Raw genomic sequence first — 23152 nt, forward strand, 5'->3', positions numbered from 1 at the left:
ACGAATTCCAGCAGGCAAACTTTTTCTAGCGGACAATGGCGGTAGAGAGCTTTCTAAGCAAGGAGGATTTTATGCGTGCAGTGCTAATGGCTGGTGGGTCGGGAACGAGGCTCAGACCCCTGACGTGCGATTTGCCCAAACCGATGGTGCCAATTCTCAATCGCCCGATCGCAGAACACATTATTAATTTGCTAAAAAGGCATCAGATCACGGAAATTATTGCGACGCTGCACTACCTTCCCGATGTCATGCGCGAATATTTTACTGACGGGGCAGAGTTTGGCGTTCAAATAACTTACGCTGTGGAGGAAGACCAACCGCTGGGTACGGCTGGTTGCGTCAAAAATATTGCTGAACTGCTCGATCGAACTTTTCTGGTCATCAGCGGCGACAGCATCACAGACTTCGACTTAACGGCAGCGATCGAATTTCACCGCAGCAAGCAATCCAAAGCCACGTTAATTTTAACTCGCGTTCCCAACCCGATGGAATTCGGGGTCGTGATTACCGAGGAAAATTACCGCATCAGTCGCTTTCTGGAAAAGCCTTCTAGCAGCGAAATTTTCTCCGATACCGTCAATACCGGTACCTACATTTTAGAACCCGAGGTCTTGGATTACCTGCCGGCAAATCAGGAGTGCGACTTCTCGAAAGACTTGTTTCCCATGCTACTGGAAAAAAACGAGCCGATGTACGGCTACATCGCCGAGGGTTACTGGTGTGATGTCGGCCAGCTAGATGTTTACCGCGAATCTCAGTACGACGCGCTGCGGGGAAAGGTCAAACTGGATTTGAGCTACTACAACGAAGTTCGATCGGGACTTTGGGTAGGTCAGAATACTTTTATTGACGATAGCGCGATCGTCGAAGTACCGGCCATGGTCGGCAACAATTGCCGGATTGGAGCCCGAGTTAAAATCGATGCCGGCACAGTGATCGGAGATAACGTGACAGTAGGGGCGGACGCCAACCTCAAGCGTCCCATCGTCTGGAACGGAGCAATTGTCGGTGAAGACGCTCATCTTAGGGCCTGCGTGATTTGCCGGAGCACCCGCGTAGACAGGCGCGCTCACGTCCTCGAAGGTGCTGTCGTCGGTTCAATGTCTATCGTGGGAGAAGAAGGACAAGTGGGGCCAAGCGTGCGCGTCTGGCCGAGCAAAAATATTGAATCCGGCGCTCTGTTAAATCAAAATTTAATTTGGGGAGAACAAGCTAAGCGGAATTTGTTCGGTCAACGTGGCGTTCAGGGACTGGCAAATGTGGATATTACTCCGGAATTTGCGGTGAAATTGGGCGCGGCTTACGGCTCGACTTTGAAACCCGGGACTGCGGTATCAGTTTCTCGCGACCAGCGGAGCATTTCGCGGATGGTTTCGAGGTCTTTGATTGCGGGTTTGATGTCGGTGGGAATAAATGTGATCAATTTGGAATCGACGGCAATTCCGATCGCGCGCACGGTTTCGTCTACGATATCAATTGCCGGCGGCATTCACGTTCGCATTTCTCCCGATCGCTCCGACCACATTTTAATTGAATTCTTCGATATCAAAGGCATCAATATTACTAAAGGAGCTGAGAAAAAAATTGAGGGGGCTTATTTTAAGGAAGATTTGCGGCGAGCTCTAATTCCCGAAATTGGAGAGATGACGTACTTTAACCAAGCTCTCGATGTTTACAACCGCATTTTTGAGCGGCAGATGAATGTTGAGGCAATACGCTACAGCAATACTAAGGTGGTAATCGATTACGTTTACGCGGTTTCTGGAGCAATTTTGCCCCAAATGCTTGCCAAGTTCGGCTGCGATGCGGTGGTTCTCAATGCCAGTCTCAAGCAGACTTCTCTAAGCAACGGGGAACGGGAATATTTGCTCGACCAACTCGGCCGGGTGGTGAAAGCACTCAGCGCTAATTTTGGAGTGCAGGTATCGGCTAACGGCGAACAGCTCATTTTGGTAGATGAGTCTGGGATAGCAATTCGCGGGGAAATGCTGACGGCGCTGATGGTAAATTTGATGCTGACTTCTCATCCCACAGGTACAGTAGTAGTGCCGGTTCATGCGTCTTCTGCGGTGGAGGCGATCGCCCGACGCTATCAAAGCAAGGTAATCCGCACGAAGGCGAACCCAACTGCTTTGATGGAAGCCGCTAACAGGAACCCGAATGTAGTTTTGGGCGGCAGCGGCCTTATGGGTTTTATTTTCCCGCAGTTGCATCCCGGATTTGACGGAATGTTCTGCATTGCTAAAGTGATAGAAATGATGACGATTCAGGAGCGATCGCTCGGACAGATCAAGGCGGAACTTCCCCGCATCACCCACCGCAGTTACAGCGTCCGCTGTCCTTGGACTATCAAGGGTTCGCTGATGCGACATTTAGTAGAAACTCATTCGCCCGATCGTTTAGAATTATTAGATGGAGTGAAGATTTTTAACTACAGCGACGACAATTGGGTATTAGTTTTACCCGATGCTAGTGAACCGACGGTTCATATCTTCGCCAACAGTGAGGATCGAGATTGGGTATCTGAAACGTTGAAGGAGTACCGCACCCTCGTTCACGATTTTGTCAGTCAAGCCGAGGCGGCGGTTCTCCAAGATAAATTTGGTAACAACGTGTAATCCCTAATCGGGCATTGGCAAAACAGGGCATTGGGCATTGGCAATGGGGAATTGGTAATGCAAAAGTAAAAAAATAAAATGCGTTATTTTAAGTTTTACCTTTTTACTTGAAAGTTCATGCCCAATTCCCAATCCCGAATTCCCTGTTTTGCCAATTCCCAATTCCCGATGCCCAATTCGCAATTCCCAATTCCCAATTACGCACAGATAACAGATGAATAGCTGCATTTTGATGGCGGAAATAATTCAACAACCGCAACTCCGTTATACTCCTGACAATCAACTTCAAATCGCTGAGATGTTGGTGCAGTTTCCCGGCCCAAAACCCGAAGATCCGCCCGAACATTTGAAAGTGATAGGATGGGGAAATTTTGCTCAAGAAATTCACGAGAAATATCACGAGGGCGATCGCGTGATTATTGAGGGACGGCTGAGCATGAATACGATCGAAAGAGATGGTATTAAAGAAAAGCGCGCTGAGCTGACAGCTCAAAGGATTTACAGTGTCGGGGCTGATGCAATGAGTTCGGCTCCCCCTACTAGAACCGCCCCGGAACCGGCTCAAATTCGCGACAGCGCGCCGGCTAATGTGCCGAGCAATGTGGTTCCCATGAGTTCGCGAGGCCGCAGTTCTAACAGCGCTCCAGGTGGCGCTAACCGCACGTCTAGTTCGGATTGGAACTCGCATCAGTCTTCAAATTCTGAGTCCGATCGATCTTCGAGTTCGCCTAACGAGCCGGAAAATCCCGATTACGATCCGATTCCGTTTTAAAAAGTAGAGTGCGTCACTTTACGAGCGATCGCAAAACTTCGCCCTTCGATCGCAAGTGACGCACCTTAATTTAAGGGCGATCGCACTTCAGGAAAAAAAGGGCGATCCTCTTCGAGGGCTGCGCTAACGAATTTGGCTGAACTACGAGCTAAATTGCAAATTTTACAGCTTGATCGTCACAACTTTTTTCTTGCTTTTTTCGTCGCGCAGCACGACGGTATTGTAGGGTGATGTATCCGTCCCCAGCGGAATTGGCAGCTTAAAGCTGCTGCTCTTATGCTTAACTTCGCCTAAATCAATGCTTTTCGTTATATTGCCATCTGTTGCCAGATAAGCGGTAAGTTCGCCTTTATAATCTTCAATCACAAAGTCTCTGAAGAAAAGGACTTCCCCAGCACCCTCGACATCGATACCAAGGATGACCGTACCGCTAAACGTTGCGCCTTTTTCTTGTTCATCAACCGTCGCCATTTTAATTTCCGAGGGGTCTTGACCGGACATATCTGCCATAAATTTTTTCTCCTGAGCGGAGCGCAATAATTAACAAGAATCTTACCTGACGCTAGGGGCGATTGCAAAACTCTTAGGACGTATTTCTGCATCGGTCTTGCTTCTCTCTGAGGTTAGAGAAGCCCGCGATCGCGAATTATACCACCAATTCTCTCAATTCTTGAGTCAGTAAGTACAGACCGTTAAAGTTATCTCTATAATACCCCCAAGTCTCGCAAACACCGCCGCGTTAATTCGATTCGATATTTAGCATCCTTAGTCTGGAGTTTTTAAGTGATTGGGTGGAGAATTAAGCCTGATATTTTTGATAATTTAAGAGCGATCGCACTTGGCTCAATAAAGGGCGATCGCCATTAAAGATTATTCTTTCCAGTAACGGGTGAAAATCCGCCTTACTTCTGGGAGCAATTGTTGTAACCGTTCATATTCCAGACCAATTAATCGCTGTGTTTCTTTCTGATTCTTTTCAATATGATTCAGGATGTCGCTCATGTTTATGTGTAAAAAAATGTCTCTTATGTTCTTTGACTACATAATGTTACTATTTTGGAGATGTCTATTGAATCTACAACAGAGGCTCGCGAGATACTGCCTCAGCTATTGCTTATAAATGGGTACAAATTTTTAGCTCAACAGTTGTATTTTTTGTGGAGTAAAAGTTTGAGGACTGTTAGTACATTTGTAGGGGGGAAGTCCAGGTTAAAGAACCCCCGTGCGTTTACGCCATCGAGTGTCAATTGTTATGGGAAGCATTGATCGAGAGAGGACTTGCATTCCTGGGTACAAACTTGACATCGTATTAGTTCGGGGGCCGGGGGAGGCGAAAACTCAGGGGACTGAGGATTTGATTGAGAGTTCGCAGTTGTTCCGCAGTACCCAAACAAATCAGCATATCTCCTCCTTCGATCGCAGTTTCTCCAGTAGGCCCGACAATCAAAGTCCCGCCAGCGCGCCGCACCGCTAAAACCAAGGCCCCCGATTGCGATCGCAACTTGGCATTTCTCAAAGTTTGCCCGACGTAGACACAACTATTGGGATCGACCAGAAATTCTTCCATGTAAAAAGAACTATCAGTCCCGGTCAAAACACCGTCTAAAAAATCCATAACTTGAGGCCGCAAAGCCGCCGCCGCCATGCGCTTTCCCCCGGTAATGTAGGGGGATACGACGGCATCGGCGCCGCCCCGCTGCAACTTCTTTACGGCTTCTTCTGTGGTGGCGCGGGCGATCGCCCGTACCTTCGGATTCAGAGTTTTCGCTGACATGACAGTATATAAATTCTCGGCATCCGAAGGCAAAGCTGCTACTATGCAAATTGCGCGATCGATCCCCACATTCACCAAAGTTTCGTCCAGAGTCGCGTCTCCTTGGACAGCCGTGTACCCCAGCGCCAAAGCAGCCTCAACCGAATGTACCGCCGAATCTATCACCACAAAAGAGATATATTCGGCCTGAAATTCCAAGGCAATTTGGCGGCCAGTGCGCCCAAAACCGCAGAGAATGTAATGCCCGCTCAAAGAATCTACCAATCGTCGCTGCTGCCTAATTCTTGCTCCTTCTTGAAAATATCCTTCAATCAGCGCTTCTGTAAAGCGGTTGACGATGAAACCTATCACAATCACGCCCATCAAAATCAGGCCTATGGTAAACATTCGCCCGCGTTTGCCGAGGGGGTGAAGTTCACCGTAACCGACAGTTGCTAGGGTAAATACTGTCATGTAAACGGCATCTAGCAAAGACCATTTTTCCACCAGGCAATACCAGAGAGTACCCGTGCATACAATGCCCCCAAGGGCGATGACTCCGTTTCTTAAGTCTTTTTGCAGGCGCTGGTACTTTTGTTCTAGAGTTGAATACACCGATCTCGCTGACCTATTACCTATTAGCTGCTACCAATTTTAACCATATCAGCCCTAGACGCAGGGGCGGTCAATCGATTTTAGATTTTAGATTTTAGATTTTAGATTGACCCCACGGATAAATGCGGGGGCTTGAGGATTTTCGATTTTCGATTTTCGATTGATTCCACGGATAAATCCGGGGGCTTGTACCATCAAGAAATTCTTGGTCAAAAAGCCAGTTTCTGCCTAGATAGTTTGCGGCCAAACTCAACATTTTGACTCTTAACCCGGTTTTTTTTGCGTGAGTTCCGACTTAGTTCCAATCCCGTCGCAGAGGTGGCGATTGTTGTGATTTGCGATCGGATTTGTCTGAAAATAATTGCGGGCTCCATCGCAACCCTGCAGCAACAAATCGTCAAGATTAAAATTCCACAGCATCACCGTACCGTCAGCGCTAGCACTAGCGATCGCTTTGCCGTCTGGACTAAAACTCGCACTCCAAACAGCATCTTTGTTACCTTTTAAGGTTTGGAGCAACCTACCGTCAATATTCCACAGCCTCACCATTTTGTCTGTGCTTGCAGATAGCAACATTTGACTGTCGGGACTAAAGCTGATATTTGTCACTCCACTTGTATGCTTTAAAATACTTAGCGGTGTGCCGTCTTTGCTCCAAATTCTCGCCGTTCCCCCAGCACTTGCAGCCGCCAGCATTGCTCCGTCTGGACTGAAAGTTACACTCATAATTTTTTCACTTTCCATCTGTAAAGTTCGGAGCAATTTGATATCGGTGCTGGCTTCGATTGACTGCTGTTTTTGCATTTTTTCCGCAACCTTTCTCAAACTCCAAAGTTTAACAGTGCCATCAGTGGCAGCCGCAGCAATTATCTGACCGTCTGGGCTAAAACTGGCGCTGGTTATCCAACCTCGCTCCACTTTTAAACTTGACAATTCTTCCCCGTTTATTTTCCATAGTTTAACTGTTCCATTGGTACTTGCTGAAGCAATAATTTGGCCATCTGGACTAAAAGAGACGCTTGTTATTTTACCGCTGTGTCCTTTTAAATCATAAAGCAATTCGCCATTTTTTTGCCAAATTTTGACAGTTTGGTCGTCGCTTGCCGAGACAAGCATCTGACCGCTAGGACTGAAAATTGCCATCCTAATTTTATCAGTATGCCCTGTTAATGTTGCTTGCAAATTTCCATTATTTTGCCAAAGTTTGATATAATTATCATCGGTAGCAGTCACAATTGTTTGACTGTCGGGACTGAAACTCGCGAAAGCAAGGGTACTGGCTTGAGTCTGCAAGCGGCGGCGTTCCCGAAAGTTGTAAACTGCCTGTTCGAGGGCGATCGCCACTCGCATCTGAATATCTGAACTCACTCCGAGCGATCGTTTCATTTCTGTAACAGCTCTGATGCTTTCTAGCAAAGCTTCTTCTTTTTTATCTGCGGCAAATAGCGTTTCTGATAGCAAACTGAGAGTGAGAATTTTGTTGTTTCTTTCTTCGATTGACGGTTTTACCCAAAAAGCTACTATCAGGATTGATATTAATATGACTGCGGCTCCTGTAACTGTTTGCACTCTCAGTTGTTGCTCGCGCCAAAGTTTAATTGCAATCGCTTTTTTCTGCTTTTGTGCTTCGCTTAGTTCCTCTAGTAACTTTTTTTCGCGGCGCAGTTGTTCAATTTCAGTTTGAGTTTGTTTTTCGCGATCGCGCAATTTGGTAAATTCCGCTTCTTGACTCGCACCTAAAAATTGATAATCTTGGGTGCTCAAGCTTTTATTGGCCGCCCACTGTCGGGCATCTTCCAGTGCTTGACCGCGCAACAAGCGAGATTCGTCTTGACAATTTGTAGCTATCCATGCTGTTAGGGATTCAGCATAGGGGCGCAAGTCGCCGAGCGCTTTTTCTACCCAGTCATGGCTGAATATAGCTGCGTAAATGCGGTTGGATACGGTTAATTTTCCGGCTCGTTTTACTACTAATCCGCTCAGCCGCAATTCTGTTTGTTCGGGAGTATCATCCGCCCAGATTCCCCCACCCCCCTTTAACAAGGGTAATGCTGGCATTTTCTCGCCCCTGATTAAGGGGGGTGGGGGGGGATCGCAGGGTGGCAATATTTTTTGATATAGTCCTAATAACCTACTGGCGTGGTGGTGACTTCTGAGAAGGCGATCGCGAATTGTTTTGATGTGTACCGGTTCATCGGACGATTCCCAATTATCAATAATATGAGATTGCACTATCTCGCTAATTAATAATGGATTTGTAGTAAAAATTTCAGTTTGGCTTTCATCCGTTGAGTCTGATATAAGAGAAGCCGAAGCTAAGCTTTTTACATGGTGCAGAATCAGCTTGCAAAGCTTTTGAGTCAGAAAGGGCTGCCCTCCAGTCCAGTCCAAAATCTCTTTTAAAACCTCTTTAGGATTGTCTACTTTTCCCTCAAACCCCTTGGCTAAAGGCAGAGCTTCCTGTAATGTAAAACCGTGCAATTCAATTGCTAAACCGATATTAAAGGGCGTGCGAGTTGCATCGCTAATTAAATCCGATGGCGTAGCTACTCCCAGCAAAGCAAATGTAATGCGCTGGTATTCTGAATTGTGAGCGCGTTTATTGTAGCAACATCTAATTAATGCAAAGAAATCGTCTAGCGGTTCTTGGAAACTCAGAACGCTATCAATTTCATCAATAAAAATGACCAGGTTTTGAGAAATTTTGACCAGCAGCAACTCTTCAATTAACTCTCCTAAGCGCTGCACCGGCGGCATCAACTCTCTCTCCCGCCACCAAGTCATAAACTCGACTGGGTTAAACAGGTTGAAACTGCACAATAGCTTGTAAGCGACGCCGCCGTACCACTTATCTAGAGAGACTTGCTGGTTGCCAATGTCCGAAAGGTCGATCGTAGCACAGGCAATGCCATCAGCCGAGAGTTTTTGTACAGTTCGCACTAGCAAACTGGATTTGCCCATTTGTCGGGAATTGAGCACGTAACAAAACTCTCCGGCTTTGAGGGCTTGATAAAGTTCAGAGTCAGCTTGTCGCACTACATAAGTAGGTGCATTTTGCGGGAGACTGCCGCCGATTTGATATTGGTAATCGACTGTCATTATATTGCCTCTATTGATAACTTTGTCTCAGTTCTATGGTGCCTGTAGCACAAGCAATTTTACCATTTTGATAAGTTGGTTCTGGTGGTTTAATTGTACCAGGAGAATCAGCTCCGCACAATATAGATGTGGTCGTTAGTTTATTTTTAGAAGCATTTGACTCAACTTTTGGAGCAGGAATTACAAAAACCCCACCGACAAAGCTTTTAAGATCTTTATGCTTTGAGACTCCATAATTAAATGTTGCTTTTTTTGTTGTATGGTGGGAATATTTGTAATTTTCTGTCTCGGTTTTAATAACGCGAATTCCTAAAGCCTTAACAGAAGTGCTAAAAACACTTTTTTCGGCAAAATAGGCTTGCTGGCGTTTGTTGATTAAGCTAATATAATCTCTGGGTTCCCATTGCTTGTTGATCCTAACCCTCATCTGAAAGGGTGGCACAGCTACCGAAGCCAATACTCCCATTACCATTAAAAACACTAAGTATCCACCAACATTCGATGCAAGGCTAGCTGATTTATAATTTTGTTGACTCATTGTTTTGTATCCTCTCTATTTGTTGTAAAAACTTTAGTCCGGTCAATCTCAATTGAAGGCCAATTTGATATTGTAATCGACGGTCATTATATTGCGTATAGGTAGATTATTGGGGCAATTGTGTTGTGCCTTTCCCACAAGCAATTTTACCATTTTCATAGGTGGGTTCCGCTGGTTGAATTGTACCGGGAGAATCAGCTTCGCACAATATGGACGTTGTAGTTATGTCCTCTTTAGCAGCCTTTGGAGCAAACTTTTTAGCAGGTACCATAAAAACCCCACCGACATAACTTTTGAAGTCGTTTTCCTTTGCTACTGCATAAGAAAATGCTGCTTTCTTAGTGACCCGCCTTGAATACTTGAAAGGTGTTGTCTCTGTTTCAATGCCAATTCCCACAGCCTTAACAGAAGTGGAAAAAGCTTTTTTTTCTGCAAAATAGGCTTGCTGACCTCGGTTCACTGAGCTAACATACTGTTGCACTTGAAATGTCATATACGATTTCATATACTTATCATGCGCGCTATCACCTAGAAATGATGGCAGAGCGATCGCACCAATTGCTCCAATGCCCATTAAAAGCAGTAAGCATCCGCAACCATTAGGTGAAATGCTAGCTGATTTAGAATCTTGTTGACTCATAGTTTTGTATCCTCCCTGTTTGTAGTAAAGACTTTAGTCCGGTAAATCTCAATTGAAGGCCAATTTGATATTAGTAATCGACTGTCATTATATTGCGTATAGTTAGATTATTTAGACCGTTTTGTTGTGCCTTTCCCACAAGCAATCTTACCATTTTCATAGGTGGGTTCCGCTGGTTTAATTGTACCGAGAGAATCAGCTTCGCACAATATGGACGTTGTAGTTCTTTCCTCTTTAGCAGCATTTGGCTCAAAGTTTTTAGCAGGAACTATAAAGACACCGCCGACATAACTTTTTAAGTCTTTTTCCTTTGAAACGCCATAATTAAATGCTGCTTTCTTAGTGGCACGAATTGAATACTTGAAATTTGTTGTCTCTGTAATGCTGCCAATTCCTAAAGCATCAAAAGAAGTAGAAAAAGCACTTGTTTCTATAAATACGGCTTGCTGGGCTTTGTTCATTGCGCTAACATACTGTTTGTTTTCGGATTGCGGTGTCCTCCCACCCTGACTCAGAAATGATGGCAGAGCGATCGCGCCAATTACTCCAATGCCCATTAACAGCAATAAGCATCCGCAACCGCCATAAGCTGCATTGCTAATACTTGATTCTTGATATTTAGTCATGTTTTGTCTCCTTAAAGGGTATATACAATGCGAATTAAATTCAGTGAGGCAGAGCCTCGGGATCTGCGTTACCAGGAAGAGCCTGGTAACGAGGAAAACGAGGGAATACTAATCCCTAAGCTCGCAGCTTTTGTACTTCTTTGCGATCGACGGATGTTGGCTGAATCACTTTACTGCCGATCGCAAAATCGCGCAATTCCACTCTTGTAAACTTCACACCCCAAGGATCTGTCGCTGTATCCAACTCCTCTACTAAAGCATTATTGATTTCATGGCGAGCCGTGTAAAGTTCCTCCATAGATAATGTCGCAATGTGAGTCCGAATTGAAAGAATCAGCATATTTAACATCGCTTCCTTGAGATTCTGCACCTTGTAGGAAGCTTTTTCTAAGTCAATAATTCGCCAGTAAACAATAAACTCAACGGTGATGGCAAGGCGATCGCGCGTCATGCATGGTTGCGGTGGCAAGTTTAAAATTTGCTCGCGCAGAGTTTGTTTATAGGCGACTGTTTCGACAAAGGGAATCAGAAAGGTCAAACCAGGTTCGAGTTTTTTGCGATCGTACTTTCCGAAAATTTCAACTAAAGCCTCATCTCCTTGACGGACAATTTTTACGCTGCTGGCTAAGGATACTCCGGTAATTGCAAACAACACCATCAAAAAATACTGATACATAATGAAGCTCCTGGTAAATAGTTGACAGTTGACAGTTGATAGTGATTTCTGAGTCTCTTAGAGAGGGACTTTGTTTGGCAAGAAGCGATTTCAATCGCCGAGTCATAAAAGAGCCAACTCAGATTTAGCCGTTGATGTGAATTAATCTGTGAGGTACAACAATCAGCGTGTTTCCTTCGCGGCGCAAAACGTAAACTTTTTGTCGGGGTGCGATCGCCCCTTGGGAATCGTCATTGCGAGCTTTCCACGAAGCCCCTTCATAAATCACCATTCCGGTTTCTCCGGGGAATATCTCGGAGATTGTTGTCGCTTCGGTTGCTTCGGGAATGACAAACTTTTTGCGAACAATGAAAATCGGTCGAATCCAGATGCTCAGCGCGAGGGCTATCCCCATCCAGTAGAAGATTTGCCAGTCAAAATCTTCATACATTATGTTCGCCCAACTAAACTGAAATGCTACAGATCCTCTCCACAAAATAAATGATTCAATTAAAGCCGAAGCTCCCATCATTAGCAGGTAAAATCTGTATTTTTGGGGCTGAGTTTTGATGATTAATAGCTCCATCGCACTAAGCACAACTCCGAGCAGCAGCCAGAATAGGGGCGGGGTGAAGGCGAAACCTGGTTGATTAGTGGCTGAGGCCAGCGACCAAATTAGGAGAGAATACACAATGCTTTTACCTCGTTTTGATGGGATTCAACCTTGTTATTTCTAATCTAATCAGGCGGCTATTTGAGTTGGCGACTGAGTTATTTGAAAAATCATCGACTTTTCATCGACTTTTCATCGACTTTAGGGGCGGTTGGCATTTATGATGGTTTCAGTGTCTCGATTGTGATAAGCAATGCCACGATCGCTAAGGGTGCGCGAAGAGTGCATTCGCGCAGTTAAATCCTGTCTCCTGAGAAATGGCTTTCCCAGTCAGAAAATCCTGGCTGAGGATTTAGGGATGGCGCAATCTACTGTCAGCCATTTTCTGAATGGCAAACCTGTGGATTATGCCAATTTCATCGAAATTTGTCGCGGATTGGGCCAGGAATGGCGCGATATAGCGGATTTTGAGGCTAATTCAGAGCCAGAGGAGGTAGTGCTGGTGAGGGCAAAAGTGGCGATCGTCTTCGAGGGCTTTCCTTCGGATCGCTTCGCTAACGCCAACGCCCGTTGGCGAAGCCCTCGAAGAGGATCGACCTCAAACACTACCCTTTCTCAGCAGTTACACCAAGCTTTGACTGCGGGAGGGCACGAAGTCTTTTTTATTAACAACAGCAGCGACTCAGCCTCATATTTAAAACGTTGCGATTATTTGGTGTTGCTGATTTCCCAAGAATCGGCCGCTAGCGAAATGATATTGGAACAAGTGCAGCTAGCCAAAGAATTGCACAATTTAACTGCTCATAAACCCGCAATTTTACCGATTTTACTTGAATTTAATACACCGCTTTCTTTTGATTTACTGAGCTATTTAGCAGGAATTCAGCCCTGGCTGTGGCGCGGTGTTGGCGACTCATTTAAGTTATTATCACAAATTTTAACCATTATCAAAGAAGGTCGCACATCGTTAACGGCCGACCATGAATTGGCTGTAGAATGGAAAGTAATTACTAGCACCAAACAGTCAATAATTCAACCCCTGCCAGCAGCGCCGCCAGAATTGCCGGGAGGACAAGTTGAAATAGCTTCTCGTTTTTATATCGATCGCCCTCCGATCGAATCCCGCTGTTACGAGACGATCGCCCAACCGGGAGCGCTGATCCGCATAAAAGCACCCAGACAAATGGGCAAAACTTCCTTGATGGCGAGGATTTTGCATCATGCAGAACAGCAAGGTTCTCGCACGGTAGCGCTGAGTTTTCAGCTAGCCAATAGGAAAATCTTCACTAATTCAGATACATTTTTGCAGTGGTTTTGTGCGAGCATCGGTCAAGAGTTAGGAATGCTGGAGCAGTTGCCCAAGTGTTGGGAATTAGCAGATTTGATTGGCAGCAATCAGTGCTGCAAGGCTTATTTTGAACAGTATTTGCTTTCAGAATCCTCAAAACCCCTGACGTTAGGCTTGGATGAGAGCGATCGCCTGTTTGAATCGCCGGAAATTGCCGACGACTTCTTTGGGTTATTGCGCGCTTTGCATGAAGAAGCAAAACGGCGAGATATTTGGAAAAAATTTCGCTTGATTGTGGTGCATTCGACGGAAGTTTATATCCCGCTGGATGTGAATAAATCGCCGTTTAATGTGGGATTGCCGATTGAATTGCCGGAGTTTAATTCGCAGCAAGTGCAAGATTTGGCTAAACGGCACGGATTGAATTGGAGTGATGGCGAAGTTGTAGAATTGATGGGTTTAGTGGAAGGTCATCCTTATTTGGTACGGCTGGCAATTTATCACATTTCGCGTCAAGATGTGAGTTTAAATCAGTTGGTAAAATATGCAGGAACTGAAGCGGCAATTTACAGCGACCATTTGCGGCGGCATTTATGGAATTTAGAGAAATATTCGGAATTAATGGAGGCGATGAAAGAGGTTGTGAGTGTTTCCCAGCCAGTTAGATTGAGGGCAGAATGGGGGTTTAAGTTAAATAGTATGGGATTGGTTAAATTAGAGGGAAATAATTACATTCCGAGATGTCGATTGTATGAGGAATATTTTCGCGACCGGCTAAATGGCAAATAATATCGAATTATTGAACCGCGAAGATGCTAAGGACACGAAGGAAGAACCCCCCACCCCCCAGGCCAGTTTCATTATCAGAAAAACCAGGATTTTGTAGGGGTAGTGCCAAGAGTGCCTACCCCTCCCCAGCGACGCGATTCATGGGCATTGCAGCCATAGGGCACGGACACGGAGGCACCGCCCCTAGGAAAAATGAAACCGCCCTGCCCCCTTGGAGGGAATGGGGGAGAGAAGAAGTAGATCGTGTTCTGGGGGGAAGGGAGTAATGAAAAGTTGATGAGAAGTCGATGAGAACTCACTCAAGTTCTCAAATAGCCACGTGATTTAATAAAAATAGAGTAGAAGCAAGGCGCAGTAGGCGAGGTTTGCAAACCCCACCGCACTCAATGGACTGGGTGAAAACGACGCTAACAATAACTTGCTTGTTTTTCTTAACCTCGACTGTTAGATTAGGCGATGTTAGACAAACTACGCGTAGACTCGCTGTTTGACTCTAGAATCCCCATGTGTTTACGCCGGGGAGTATGTCAATCACTTGAAAACTACTCTGCTAACACATTTGGACAACAACCATGCAGCTTAAAAAAAATCCTCAACTCGATGCACTCAACAAACAAGCAGTATCGAGAACAACCAAGCAGCTTAAGACAAACCTTCAACTCGATGCACTTAACAAACAAGCGCCATCTTCAGAAAAAAACATTCCCCCTAACAAAAAAAGTAAATCTTGTGTAGGAACTTTACTGAGGATCACTTTTATTTATGTTCCTGTGGTCCTGATATTTGCTGCGAACACCCTCCTTCTTTCTAGCGGTTGTGGTGGCAAGACGAAGCGATCAGAAGCTAAGCAATATGTTAGCTCAATGAACAAAGGTCAACAAGCAATATACGTCGAGGAGGGCGCATTTTCCAATTCCGTTAATGCTCTGCGCCTCGGCATTAAAACTCAGACAACCAACTATAACTATTCAACCATATCTACCAAAAATGCTGCGTTTAGTTATGGTGTAGCCCGCAGCAATAATCTTACTAGCTATGTCGGGGCTGTATTTTTAGTACCTGTTTCCAAAGCAGCTAACAAAGAGCTGACTACTGTATCCATTCTGTGTGCAGCAAATTCTCCTGGAAATACCCAACCGTCTGCTCCTATCCTTCAGAATGGTAATCCTGTCTGCGCTGCTGGTAGTAGCGACGTATTTAAGTAAATATCGACATTAATCAGAATCTCATGTTACCTGAAATTGTCAAAGGCTTCATCGTCTTAGCGGCCATCTTCATTCCCCTCGAAAGAATCTTATCCTTGCACAAGCAAAAGATATTCCGTCTCGGATGGGCAACCGATGCCACTTATTTTTTTACAGGTCACTTTATTGGCAGATCCGGGGCTATTGTGGTGACTGTAATTTTGTCGCTGATAACTAATTTACTCAACCCGGAATTGCAAAGCAAAGTAGCCTCTCAACCTGTCTGGTTGCAGTTGGCAGAAGCAGTTATCGTTTCCGATATGGCATATTATTTCGCTCACAGACTACTGCATGAAGTACCCTGGCTTTGGCAATTTCATGCAGTCCATCACAGCATTGAACACATGGACTGGTTAGCAGCAGTACGGGTGCATCCCTGCGAGCAACTCTTTACTCAGGTTTGCAAAATTATGCCTCTTTACTGGTTGGGATTTACTAAGGAGAGTTTGGTAGTTTATGCTCTTTATTCGGCCGCGATCGCTTTCTTAATTCATTCTAATATTAAATTAAAATTTGGCATCCTAAAATGGTTTGTAGCAACCCCACAATTTCATCACTGGCATCACAGTAAAATTCCCGGAATCAACACCAAAAACTTTGCTGTTCAGTTGCCACTGTTAGATTTGCTATTTGGCACTATGTATATGCCAGCGAAAAAAATGCCTCATAAATATGGAATCTCTGATTCTCTACCTGCTGGATATGTCGGACAAATATTCTTTCCATTTTTAAGGATGATGAAAAATGCTAGATGAAAATGCAAAACCAGGTATTAATCGCTATTCTCGCCTTTTGCGAGTAATTATGGGTTTTGGCTTGACGAGTGTTGCTTCTCTGAGTGCAGTTGCCCTATTTCATCACATGGATATCCTAACTTTTATCGCCAGTTTAAATACGAAACAAGTAACTGTCGATCAATTGCAGCAGGGTGAGTTGAAACCAGTGATTTTGATTGATGTGCGATCGCCCGAAGAATACGCGGAAGATCGCATCGGTGAAAGTCCCCTTGTTCCCATAATTGATATTGAGATGGGGTTCGGTGTCAAGCAGATTCAATCCATTGTAAAAGCTAGGGTCAAATCCGAGCGAACTCAGCCAGTAATTGTACTTTATTGTGCCAGAGGAGGGCGATCGGTTAAAGCATACAAACAGTTGGAAAAATTCGCTTTGGATTCCCAAGAATCAGGAGGAAATGAGACTAATAAGATTAAGGATATTAGCCTGAATGTTGTTGTCCTTTCAGGCGGTATCAAAGCGTGGCGGCAAGCAGTGCCGGCTGCAAAAGATGCCCAGATATTAGCCCCAATTACTTTGCACACCTTCATAAAGTCTCCCTCAGTCACCCTGCTTTCGGAATGAATCGGGGCAGTTGTGACCAAATTGATTTCTGTCAAATCTCTATCAATAGAAAGGTGTATCGTGCTGACAGATTAGCTATCTTCAAGAAAAGTAGCCATTATCCTCAGCAATCTGCAACGGTTGGCTGTTTGGGCAGGCAGCACAATAATTAGAGTTAGCATAACTTTATTCCATGCAAAACACCCTAGAGATACTTCCTTCTTCCGACTCGCCGAGTCTTCCCAAAAAGCAACCCGCACCCCCAAATTACGAAGCAGCCGATCGGCAATTTGTCAATTTGCTAGAAGTCGAGGATTTAGACAAGACGGTGGCGGCAAAACCGTTACTTGTCAGCGATTTTGAAAGCGCGATCGCCTATGCAATTCAAGCAGCTTACCAACAGGAACCGGGCGATGAGGCCGCTCACCGCTTCTTGCAGCGCGTGCTTTACCGTATCAACCGCCTCAACTTGTTTTGGTACGACGATTTGCGCCGCTACAATAACGAGCGATCGCACTATTTGCGTTCTGTGCGCGATCGCATTGAGGAACCTTGGCAGCAGTGGGAACTGGCGCAAATCGACGTTGCAGCGCTGCAAAAATTGCCGGATGTCAAGCAAGCCCTGCGCGATCGCGCCGCCGCCGATGTCGATCCTCCGTTAACTGAGCTCGATCGCTACCAGCGGGAACAGATGACTGAAGAGGGATACAAACACCTACTGGCGATCGCCTCTTTCGACGGTTTAGTGGAAGCCAGCCGCCTTTCTCGCATCCTCGGCGGTGCCGGCAACGAAATTCAGTGTACCCTTACCCGAGTGCTGATGGAAGAATACGGCGGCGGTCGCCTCCCCCGCAAGCACTCGACCTTTTTTGCTCAAATGCTGGCTGAATTCGATATGAGTACAGAACCAGAAGCGTACTTCGATTTAGTGCCTTGGGAAGTGCTCGCAAGCATTAATCACAACTTTCTGCTGACGGAACGCAAGCGCCATTTTCTGCGCTACAACGGCGGACTCACTTATTTTGAGGTGGCGGGACCCGTCGCTTACCGCAATTATCTAGCCGCAGCCCAGCGTTTGGGCCTCTCGCAGGCTGCGATGGGTTATTGGGAACTGCACATCAAAGAAGACGAGCGTCACGGCCGCTGGATGTTGGATGAAGTGGCGATCCCGTTGGTTGATAGATACCCGCAGGAGGCTTGGGAGCTGGTGTTGGGGTACGATCAGGAGAAGTCGATCGGCGATCGGGCTGCGGCTGCTGTGGTGCGATCGATCCAAGCCACAGAGCACAATTAACAGCTATATCGTAGGGTGGGTCAGAGACGGATGCACCCTACGATATAGCACCGTTCTCAATAAGCCTTTGAGAAACAGGCAAGATGCCTGTTCCACAAAGAGTGTATTTCTTGTGGAACAGGCATCTTGCCTGTTGCTGACAATGTTGCAACATCTCAGGGGCACCCTACCAGCGCTGTATTTTAAAATGCTGTCATTAACTGAATTAGCTCGATCGACAAATCTCTTTGCGACTTTTCTTGCTTCTTAAACAAAACTCCAGCCAGCAGATAGATGTTTTCCGAATAAAAAGCCATTCCCTGTTCTCGGAGAGTGGCGATCGCGCTTTTCACCTTTGGTTCCGAGCTATAATAGCCAAAATTTAAAGGTGCAATCTCAAAATTCGCAACCGAGTAGCCTCGCTCCAAGGCATAATCGATCAAACCCACAGGATTAGAATAGCTAGAAACCATCAGCAAAACTTCATCACTGCCCAGAGATAAAAGTTTTTTAGCAATTGTACAACCATCACTCCCGCCGTGCAACAGCGGCTGGTAAATCTGATCATCCACCGCCGGCAAGTAAGGCGGATTTGAGATGACACAATCCGCCGACTCGTATAAAGGCGAATCAAAAAAAGAGCAATTGTTGACGGTGTATTTTTCGCTCAGTTGATATTCCTTAATTTGAGACTGAGCAATTTTCCAAGCTACATTATTTAGCTCAAATCCCTGTATTGTCCCATCAAAATCACTTCTCAGCAAAGACTTAATAACTGGACTTCCCTCTCCTGAACCAAACTCTACGATAAGTCGAGAATTGTCACTAGCATTTAACACTAAACTTTCCAAGCAGTGCGCGTAAAAATCAGATTCTTCCGGGCAGTGGAATACCTGTTTCAGAGGATGGGATGAAGTGAGCATAAATTCTGTAACAAAGTTGACTATTTTAAAAGTATCGAATAACTAATATCCCAGCCATCTGTCGCAAGAGCTATTTTATCAACTTGTGCAATCTCTCTCTTCCTGTTTTATCGGGTGCGACCGAATAACTATTACTGCCGACAGATTATCAAATTAACTAGATTAATCCGATTGACAGATTGCCATTATATAGCGATTGCTGGTGAGATAGTACCTAAGCAAATAATTGTAAATTTTAATAGTGTCAGATATGACCTTTTTTAATTATTCAGTTCCGCCTCTGCGCCGGAAACAGCTTAACATCGAGGTTCAAGATTTAGAAGGGCTATGGCAGGTTCAGTTTCCCCTTGGCAAAGATCGATTTTATTCACAATTTTATACTTGTCTCGATCGAACTTGCTTGCTTTGGAGCTTGCTGTTAATACCCATCTTCGGCACACCACAATTTTTTTCTGTGAGTTGGATGCTGCAAGCAGGTTTGTGGTCAGCGCTCAGCCTCGTAGGTACAGCAGCAATGGTAAGCATGACATACTCTTGGGTCAAAATAGAACGCCTGGCTTGGGTGCTTTACGGTTGGGTAATACTAATGTTATTAGGATTGCTGCTGACCGATTTAGCAATTTTTCTGCGTTGGGGAAAAGTGTTGGCGAATCTCTGTCCCCTGTGGTTGGGAATGAGCGGAATAGGGTATTTGGGGACTGGATTTGCAGTGCGATCGCGCGCGCTTTTAGCAGCAAGTTTATTTCATCTCTTGGGGATTTTGATTTTGCCTTACACGGGCGGTTGGTCTTTCCTATTTACGGGAACCGTAATGGTATTTAGCTTGCTGGTTTTAGCCGAATTGCAATGGGATATGCACCAGCCGATTAACAAACTGCATTAACTTCTGTAGCACCGCGATTCCAACAGGTTTCAACGTAAAGCATTAACCACAAGTGATGAGTACAGTGCTAATGACTGATTAGCTCATGCCCGCTAGAATAACGTCGCTGCAATGGGTTGGTAGTGAGGATTCTTCGTTCTAATCAAAATTTGAGGAATGAAGCCCTCACTAAACAACGGATAGGGGTTATGTTAGCGGACACGATATTACTGATGGCTGATAACTAATTGCCACCAGACTGTACAGATTTGCGGGTTTGGTTAGTATCGTCGCCCTTGTGATGCCACGTGCCACCTTCGCCTTGAACGTATTCAGATTTTACGCTGTTCCAAGCAACGCTAGTAGCACCATCGGCGCTCATTCCATCTTCACTAGCGCTCTTAAAAGCCGCCTGAAAAATTTGTTTCGCCCCTTGGGGGAGTTCTTGTGCTTCCGAAGGTAAGGTGTCAAATTGTTGTTCTGGCATAATGACCTCTAATTATTAAACATAATTTTAATCTTATATACAAGAAGCAACTACTTTCCTCTCTCTAAAAGCAAGTCTTAAACCGCACTTTTCTCATTCCCAAGACAGATGTAATATTAGATTTCTTCTGAATGGCGAAGGGAATTGACTTGCCGTTGCTGGTTGCCCCGGATTTGGGTAATTTCTTTTCTGAAACAGTCATTAATCTGATTTCGGCTTTTTCACTTGCGAATTTAGAAAAAGCGATGAACATTAGATAGCCAATTCTGGCAATCATTCGATACAGCATACTTGATGTCTGCTTGTGAAATGTGTTAGAGAATAAGCGCTATCTGGCATAGTTTTGGGTTTACTATATCAGAGTTTAGCCGATCGCACTCACAAGCAATTCTGACGACTGCGCCACCGTTGGTTAATTTCATGTCGCGCGGGCACGACTCGGATAGCCCTCAGTTGGCCTTCGTGTTTGAGGCAACTCAAATCCCAGTCAAAAGCCTTGCTGTTGGGGGAGTGCAGGTGTTCTGGCGACTCAGAGCGAGCCATCGGGCGTTTTGAGATAATTTAGTTTCCTGAGAAAGTTTGAGCGGTGTGCTACGAGGGGCAAAATTGCCAGCAGCAAGTTAAGGAAAAATAGCGCTCAATAAAATTTAAAACTAACTCCTCTGGCATAGGACTAACCCAAGATTGACGGTGATAAAATCAATAATTTCTGGCTCAAAGCACCTGCTGCCGGGGAAAATTTATAGGAAGAGCCACGCGCTTGTCTCAGAAACCCGGTTGATTCGTATATGTCTCGTTACTCAACCAAAATTTTTCATATCAGCCCGGTTTCTATCCCCCGTACACAAATTTTGATTGAGCTAGTCGGCCGCTCAATCAAATTTCATCCACCACCTGAAATAAAAAGCCATTTTGTCAAATATTCCTAAAGATGAATGGCGAACTTGAAGCATACGTAATAGCTTATAAACTGTTAACGCGACGGTGTAATTAATCAGGGAAAAATTATCGAGGGAACGGGACTAAATTTGCTCCCTTACCTTCATTATTCCGCAGCGAAGGTTAGAAAATTTACACGTTACGCTGTCAATTTGACCCTGCGGTTTTGGCATCACAAGCGATCGCAAGACTCTACGTAAAAGCAAGCATTACCATGAAATCTTCTAAATTGTTGAAAGCTGTTTTAGCAAGCGCTTGTACTTTAGGTTTAGCAACGGTTTCCTTCGCAGTGCCTGCTTCTGCCCAGTCGGGCGGTGCAGGTGGCGGTGCAGGCGGCGGTGCAGGCGGTAGCGTCGGCAGTGGCACAAGCGGTACGACTGGCACAAGCGGTACGACTGGCACGGGCGGTACGACTGGCACAAGCGGTACGACTGATACCACAGGCACCGGTACAAGCGGTACGACTGGTACCGGCACAAGCGGTACAAGCGGTACAAGCGGTACGACTGGCACTGGTACAAGCGGTACAAGCGGTACGACTGGCACTGGTACAAGCGGTACAAGCGGTACGAGTGACACTGGTACAAGCGGTACAAGCGGTACGAGTGACACTGGTACAAGCGGTACGAGTGACACTGGTACAAGCGGTACGACTGGCACTGGCACAAGCGGTACAAGCGGTACGAGTGACACTGGTACAAGCGGTACAAGCGGTACGACTGGCACTGGCACAAGCGGTACAAGCGGTACGACTGGCACTGGCACAAGCGGTACAAGCGGTACGACTGGCACCGGTACAAGCGGTATCACTGGCACGGGTACAACGGGTACAACCGATACGACAGGCACGGGTACAACGGGTACAACCGGCACAACGGGTACAACCGGCAGCGGCACAACGGGTACAACCGGCACCGGCACAACGGGTACAACGGGTACAACCGGTACCACATCGACGCCGGCTGATACTAATTCTGGAGTTTTGAGTGCTCGGCGCGATAGCCCCAACAATTTAGGGTGGCTGGGTGCCTTGGGCGCCTTTGGTTTGATCAACTTGTTTCGGAAAGGCAATACACCCTCCCATCGGTAGTTTCGGGCGATTCCCTACGGGATAGCTTCGCTTGACGTACTTTTGAAAACAACTTAGAGGCTTAGAAATTCATGACTTCACTCAATCGCAAAAGTTTGTTCAAAAAATTGGTAACAGTTGCCGGAATTGCCGGCGTTAGTTCCTTGGTAGCTGTGCCGGGATTCGCAGAATTAAACCGCCACACTAACGGCTTCAACCAGTCGGGCGATCGGGTTCTTGAGCTTGCTGATAACCAAGCCGACGATGCTACTCTTCCTAAATCTCCAAATAGCCCCGCCAACAACACTCCCGGCCGTTCTCCCGACAGTCCAAATACCCCCACCAACAACACTCCCGGCCGTTCTCCCAACTCTCCAAATACCCCCACCAACAACACTCCCGGCCGTTCTCCAAATAGCCCCATCAACAACACTCCCAGCCGTTCTCCCAACACTCCAACAGGTGGCGAAACTTCGCCTAATTCTCTCAGCAGCCAAGACAGAAACTTTGTCATGCAAGCAGGTCAACTTGGTATGCTGGAAGTGGAGCTCGGCAGATTGGCAGTGCAGCGCGGTTCTAGTGCTGGTGTGAAACAATACGGGCAAGAAATGGTTAAGGAACACACCCAGGCTAATGAAGAACTGATGCAGGTAGCAATGCAAAAAGGCGTAAAACTGCCAACCGAAATGAGCAGCCAGAACACAGCTTTGATGGAGCGACTTTCGGGACTCTCCGGTACAAGTTTTGACACCGCTTACAAGCAGGCTATGATCGAGAGCCACAATCAGGCTATTGCTCTGTTTCAGGCTCAATCTCAAAAGGGACAAGATCCCGACTTGAAGGCTTGGGCCACCCAGAAGCTGCCGAACCTTCAGGCGCACTTGCAAATGGTTAACCAAATGTTGGCAGATACCAGCCAGCCCAAATAGGAGGTAGAGGAGGTAGAGTACGATCGCCTAAAAGCCAATCGCACTCTACCTTTGCCAATCCGAGAGGAAACAGCAATAGATT

At 45.9% G+C, this 23152-nt stretch carries 22 protein-coding genes; 10 read left to right on the forward strand and 12 right to left on the reverse strand.

Annotated elements, in window-relative coordinates; translation table 11 throughout:
* Positions 1-71: 71 nt before the first annotated feature.
* Both QUA71_RS08485 and QUA71_RS08490 read left to right on the forward strand, forming a co-directional pair.
* Positions 72-2618: a mannose-1-phosphate guanyltransferase gene (locus QUA71_RS08485; RefSeq protein WP_333284008.1), complete on the forward strand. Its 2547-nt coding sequence runs from the start codon at positions 72-74 to the stop codon at positions 2616-2618.
* A gap of 214 nt (positions 2619-2832) precedes the next feature.
* On the forward strand, positions 2833-3390 hold the full coding sequence (locus QUA71_RS08490) for a single-stranded DNA-binding protein (protein ID WP_333284010.1): 558 nt from the start codon (positions 2833-2835) through the stop codon (positions 3388-3390).
* Positions 3391-3552: 162 nt separating this feature from the next.
* Here the strand turns inward: QUA71_RS08490 and QUA71_RS08495 are convergent, their stop codons facing one another.
* The 8 genes from QUA71_RS08495 to QUA71_RS08530 form a co-directional block, all read right to left on the reverse strand.
* Positions 3553-3900 (reverse strand): hypothetical protein, encoded by a 348-nt coding sequence (locus tag QUA71_RS08495; protein ID WP_333284011.1) that lies wholly within the window; start codon positions 3898-3900, stop codon positions 3553-3555.
* Between the two features lie 799 nt (positions 3901-4699).
* Complete coding sequence (locus QUA71_RS08500) at positions 4700-5758, reverse strand: potassium channel protein (RefSeq protein WP_333284012.1); 1059 nt, start codon at positions 5756-5758, stop codon at positions 4700-4702.
* A gap of 264 nt (positions 5759-6022) precedes the next feature.
* Entirely contained in the window at positions 6023-8857 is a 2835-nt protein-coding gene (locus QUA71_RS08505) for an LpqB family beta-propeller domain-containing protein (RefSeq protein WP_333284014.1), read from the reverse strand.
* A gap of 10 nt (positions 8858-8867) precedes the next feature.
* The gene (locus QUA71_RS08510; RefSeq protein ID WP_333284015.1) at positions 8868-9395 is read right to left on the reverse strand and encodes a type IV pilin-like G/H family protein; all 528 of its coding nucleotides are present in this window, start codon (positions 9393-9395) and stop codon (positions 8868-8870) included.
* Positions 9396-9501: 106 nt separating this feature from the next.
* Complete coding sequence (locus QUA71_RS08515; RefSeq protein ID WP_333284017.1) at positions 9502-10035, reverse strand: type IV pilin-like G/H family protein; 534 nt, start codon at positions 10033-10035, stop codon at positions 9502-9504.
* A 107-nt stretch (positions 10036-10142) separates the two neighbouring features.
* Positions 10143-10661: a type IV pilin-like G/H family protein gene (locus QUA71_RS08520; RefSeq protein ID WP_333284019.1), complete on the reverse strand. Its 519-nt coding sequence runs from the start codon at positions 10659-10661 to the stop codon at positions 10143-10145.
* Positions 10662-10776: 115 nt separating this feature from the next.
* Positions 10777-11337, reverse strand: a complete 561-nt coding sequence (locus tag QUA71_RS08525; protein ID WP_333284021.1) for an SPFH domain-containing protein — start codon at positions 11335-11337, stop codon at positions 10777-10779.
* A 124-nt stretch (positions 11338-11461) separates the two neighbouring features.
* Entirely contained in the window at positions 11462-12007 is a 546-nt protein-coding gene (locus tag QUA71_RS08530) for an NfeD family protein (RefSeq protein WP_333284023.1), read from the reverse strand.
* A 175-nt stretch (positions 12008-12182) separates the two neighbouring features.
* Between QUA71_RS08530 and QUA71_RS08535 the strand changes: the two genes are divergently transcribed.
* The 5 genes from QUA71_RS08535 (at position 12183) to QUA71_RS08555 (ending at position 17882) form a co-directional block, all read left to right on the forward strand.
* A complete protein-coding gene (locus tag QUA71_RS08535) occupies positions 12183-14006 on the forward strand; it encodes an AAA-like domain-containing protein (protein WP_333284025.1) in 1824 nt (607 codons plus the stop codon).
* 572 nt (positions 14007-14578) lie between these two features.
* A complete protein-coding gene (locus QUA71_RS08540) occupies positions 14579-15211 on the forward strand; it encodes a type IV pilin-like G/H family protein (RefSeq protein WP_333284027.1) in 633 nt (210 codons plus the stop codon).
* A gap of 23 nt (positions 15212-15234) precedes the next feature.
* Complete coding sequence (locus QUA71_RS08545) at positions 15235-16005, forward strand: sterol desaturase family protein (protein ID WP_333284029.1); 771 nt, start codon at positions 15235-15237, stop codon at positions 16003-16005.
* A complete protein-coding gene (locus QUA71_RS08550) occupies positions 15995-16609 on the forward strand; it encodes a rhodanese-like domain-containing protein (RefSeq protein WP_333284031.1) in 615 nt (204 codons plus the stop codon). Before QUA71_RS08545 ends, QUA71_RS08550 begins: the two co-directional genes overlap by 11 nt.
* Positions 16610-16781: 172 nt before the next feature.
* Positions 16782-17882, forward strand: a complete 1101-nt coding sequence (locus QUA71_RS08555; RefSeq protein ID WP_333284033.1) for an iron-containing redox enzyme family protein — start codon at positions 16782-16784, stop codon at positions 17880-17882.
* Positions 17883-18064: 182 nt separating this feature from the next.
* On the opposite strand, the gene QUA71_RS08560 is transcribed toward QUA71_RS08555, so the two are convergent.
* Positions 18065-18784: an SAM-dependent methyltransferase gene (locus QUA71_RS08560; RefSeq protein WP_333284035.1), complete on the reverse strand. Its 720-nt coding sequence runs from the start codon at positions 18782-18784 to the stop codon at positions 18065-18067.
* A 250-nt stretch (positions 18785-19034) separates the two neighbouring features.
* Between QUA71_RS08560 and QUA71_RS08565 the strand changes: the two genes are divergently transcribed.
* Positions 19035-19667: a hypothetical protein gene (locus QUA71_RS08565; RefSeq protein ID WP_333284037.1), complete on the forward strand. Its 633-nt coding sequence runs from the start codon at positions 19035-19037 to the stop codon at positions 19665-19667.
* A gap of 223 nt (positions 19668-19890) precedes the next feature.
* On the opposite strand, the gene QUA71_RS08570 is transcribed toward QUA71_RS08565, so the two are convergent.
* From QUA71_RS08570 to QUA71_RS08580, 3 genes are all read right to left on the reverse strand, one after another.
* Positions 19891-20133, reverse strand: a complete 243-nt coding sequence (locus tag QUA71_RS08570; RefSeq protein WP_190662935.1) for a ChaB family protein — start codon at positions 20131-20133, stop codon at positions 19891-19893.
* A 64-nt stretch (positions 20134-20197) separates the two neighbouring features.
* A complete protein-coding gene (locus QUA71_RS08575) occupies positions 20198-20335 on the reverse strand; it encodes a hypothetical protein (RefSeq protein ID WP_333284039.1) in 138 nt (45 codons plus the stop codon).
* A 176-nt stretch (positions 20336-20511) separates the two neighbouring features.
* A complete protein-coding gene (locus tag QUA71_RS08580) occupies positions 20512-20676 on the reverse strand; it encodes a hypothetical protein (RefSeq protein WP_333284041.1) in 165 nt (54 codons plus the stop codon).
* A 610-nt stretch (positions 20677-21286) separates the two neighbouring features.
* Between QUA71_RS08580 and QUA71_RS08585 the strand changes: the two genes are divergently transcribed.
* Positions 21287-22162 carry a hypothetical protein gene (locus QUA71_RS08585; RefSeq protein WP_333284043.1) on the forward strand — a complete coding sequence of 292 codons (876 nt, stop codon included), beginning with the start codon at positions 21287-21289 and terminating at the stop codon, positions 22160-22162.
* 71 nt (positions 22163-22233) lie between these two features.
* Entirely contained in the window at positions 22234-23070 is an 837-nt protein-coding gene (locus tag QUA71_RS08590; protein ID WP_333284045.1) for a DUF4142 domain-containing protein, read from the forward strand.
* The last annotated feature ends 82 nt before the right edge of the window (positions 23071-23152 follow it).

The sequence above is a fragment of the Microcoleus sp. MON1_C5 genome (genome assembly GCF_036701875.1).
Classification (GTDB): domain Bacteria; phylum Cyanobacteriota; class Cyanobacteriia; order Cyanobacteriales; family Microcoleaceae; genus Microcoleus.

What these genes read in the sequence shown, in the direction of transcription:
- QUA71_RS08540 (WP_333284027.1), top strand. Translation starts at nt 14,579, where the DNA reads ATGCAGCTTAAAAAAAATCCTCAACTCGATGCACTCAACAAACAAGCA.
- QUA71_RS08590 (WP_333284045.1), top strand. Translation starts at nt 22,234, where the DNA reads ATGACTTCACTCAATCGCAAAAGTTTGTTCAAAAAATTGGTAACAGTT.
- QUA71_RS08520 (WP_333284019.1), bottom strand. Translation starts at nt 10,661, where the DNA reads ATGACTAAATATCAAGAATCAAGTATTAGCAATGCAGCTTATGGCGGT.
- QUA71_RS08550 (WP_333284031.1), top strand. Translation starts at nt 15,995, where the DNA reads ATGCTAGATGAAAATGCAAAACCAGGTATTAATCGCTATTCTCGCCTT.
- QUA71_RS08560 (WP_333284035.1), bottom strand. Translation starts at nt 18,784, where the DNA reads ATGCTCACTTCATCCCATCCTCTGAAACAGGTATTCCACTGCCCGGAA.
- QUA71_RS08575 (WP_333284039.1), bottom strand. Translation starts at nt 20,335, where the DNA reads ATGACTGTTTCAGAAAAGAAATTACCCAAATCCGGGGCAACCAGCAAC.
- QUA71_RS08570 (WP_190662935.1), bottom strand. Translation starts at nt 20,133, where the DNA reads ATGCCAGAACAACAATTTGACACCTTACCTTCGGAAGCACAAGAACTC.
- QUA71_RS08545 (WP_333284029.1), top strand. Translation starts at nt 15,235, where the DNA reads ATGTTACCTGAAATTGTCAAAGGCTTCATCGTCTTAGCGGCCATCTTC.
- QUA71_RS08515 (WP_333284017.1), bottom strand. Translation starts at nt 10,035, where the DNA reads ATGAGTCAACAAGATTCTAAATCAGCTAGCATTTCACCTAATGGTTGC.
- QUA71_RS08585 (WP_333284043.1), top strand. Translation starts at nt 21,287, where the DNA reads ATGAAATCTTCTAAATTGTTGAAAGCTGTTTTAGCAAGCGCTTGTACT.
- QUA71_RS08555 (WP_333284033.1), top strand. Translation starts at nt 16,782, where the DNA reads ATGCAAAACACCCTAGAGATACTTCCTTCTTCCGACTCGCCGAGTCTT.
- QUA71_RS08525 (WP_333284021.1), bottom strand. Translation starts at nt 11,337, where the DNA reads ATGTATCAGTATTTTTTGATGGTGTTGTTTGCAATTACCGGAGTATCC.
- QUA71_RS08505 (WP_333284014.1), bottom strand. Translation starts at nt 8,857, where the DNA reads ATGACAGTCGATTACCAATATCAAATCGGCGGCAGTCTCCCGCAAAAT.
- QUA71_RS08580 (WP_333284041.1), bottom strand. Translation starts at nt 20,676, where the DNA reads ATGGCTCGCTCTGAGTCGCCAGAACACCTGCACTCCCCCAACAGCAAG.
- QUA71_RS08565 (WP_333284037.1), top strand. Translation starts at nt 19,035, where the DNA reads ATGACCTTTTTTAATTATTCAGTTCCGCCTCTGCGCCGGAAACAGCTT.
- QUA71_RS08485 (WP_333284008.1), top strand. Translation starts at nt 72, where the DNA reads ATGCGTGCAGTGCTAATGGCTGGTGGGTCGGGAACGAGGCTCAGACCC.
- QUA71_RS08510 (WP_333284015.1), bottom strand. Translation starts at nt 9,395, where the DNA reads ATGAGTCAACAAAATTATAAATCAGCTAGCCTTGCATCGAATGTTGGT.
- QUA71_RS08490 (WP_333284010.1), top strand. Translation starts at nt 2,833, where the DNA reads ATGAATAGCTGCATTTTGATGGCGGAAATAATTCAACAACCGCAACTC.
- QUA71_RS08535 (WP_333284025.1), top strand. Translation starts at nt 12,183, where the DNA reads ATGCCACGATCGCTAAGGGTGCGCGAAGAGTGCATTCGCGCAGTTAAA.
- QUA71_RS08495 (WP_333284011.1), bottom strand. Translation starts at nt 3,900, where the DNA reads ATGGCAGATATGTCCGGTCAAGACCCCTCGGAAATTAAAATGGCGACG.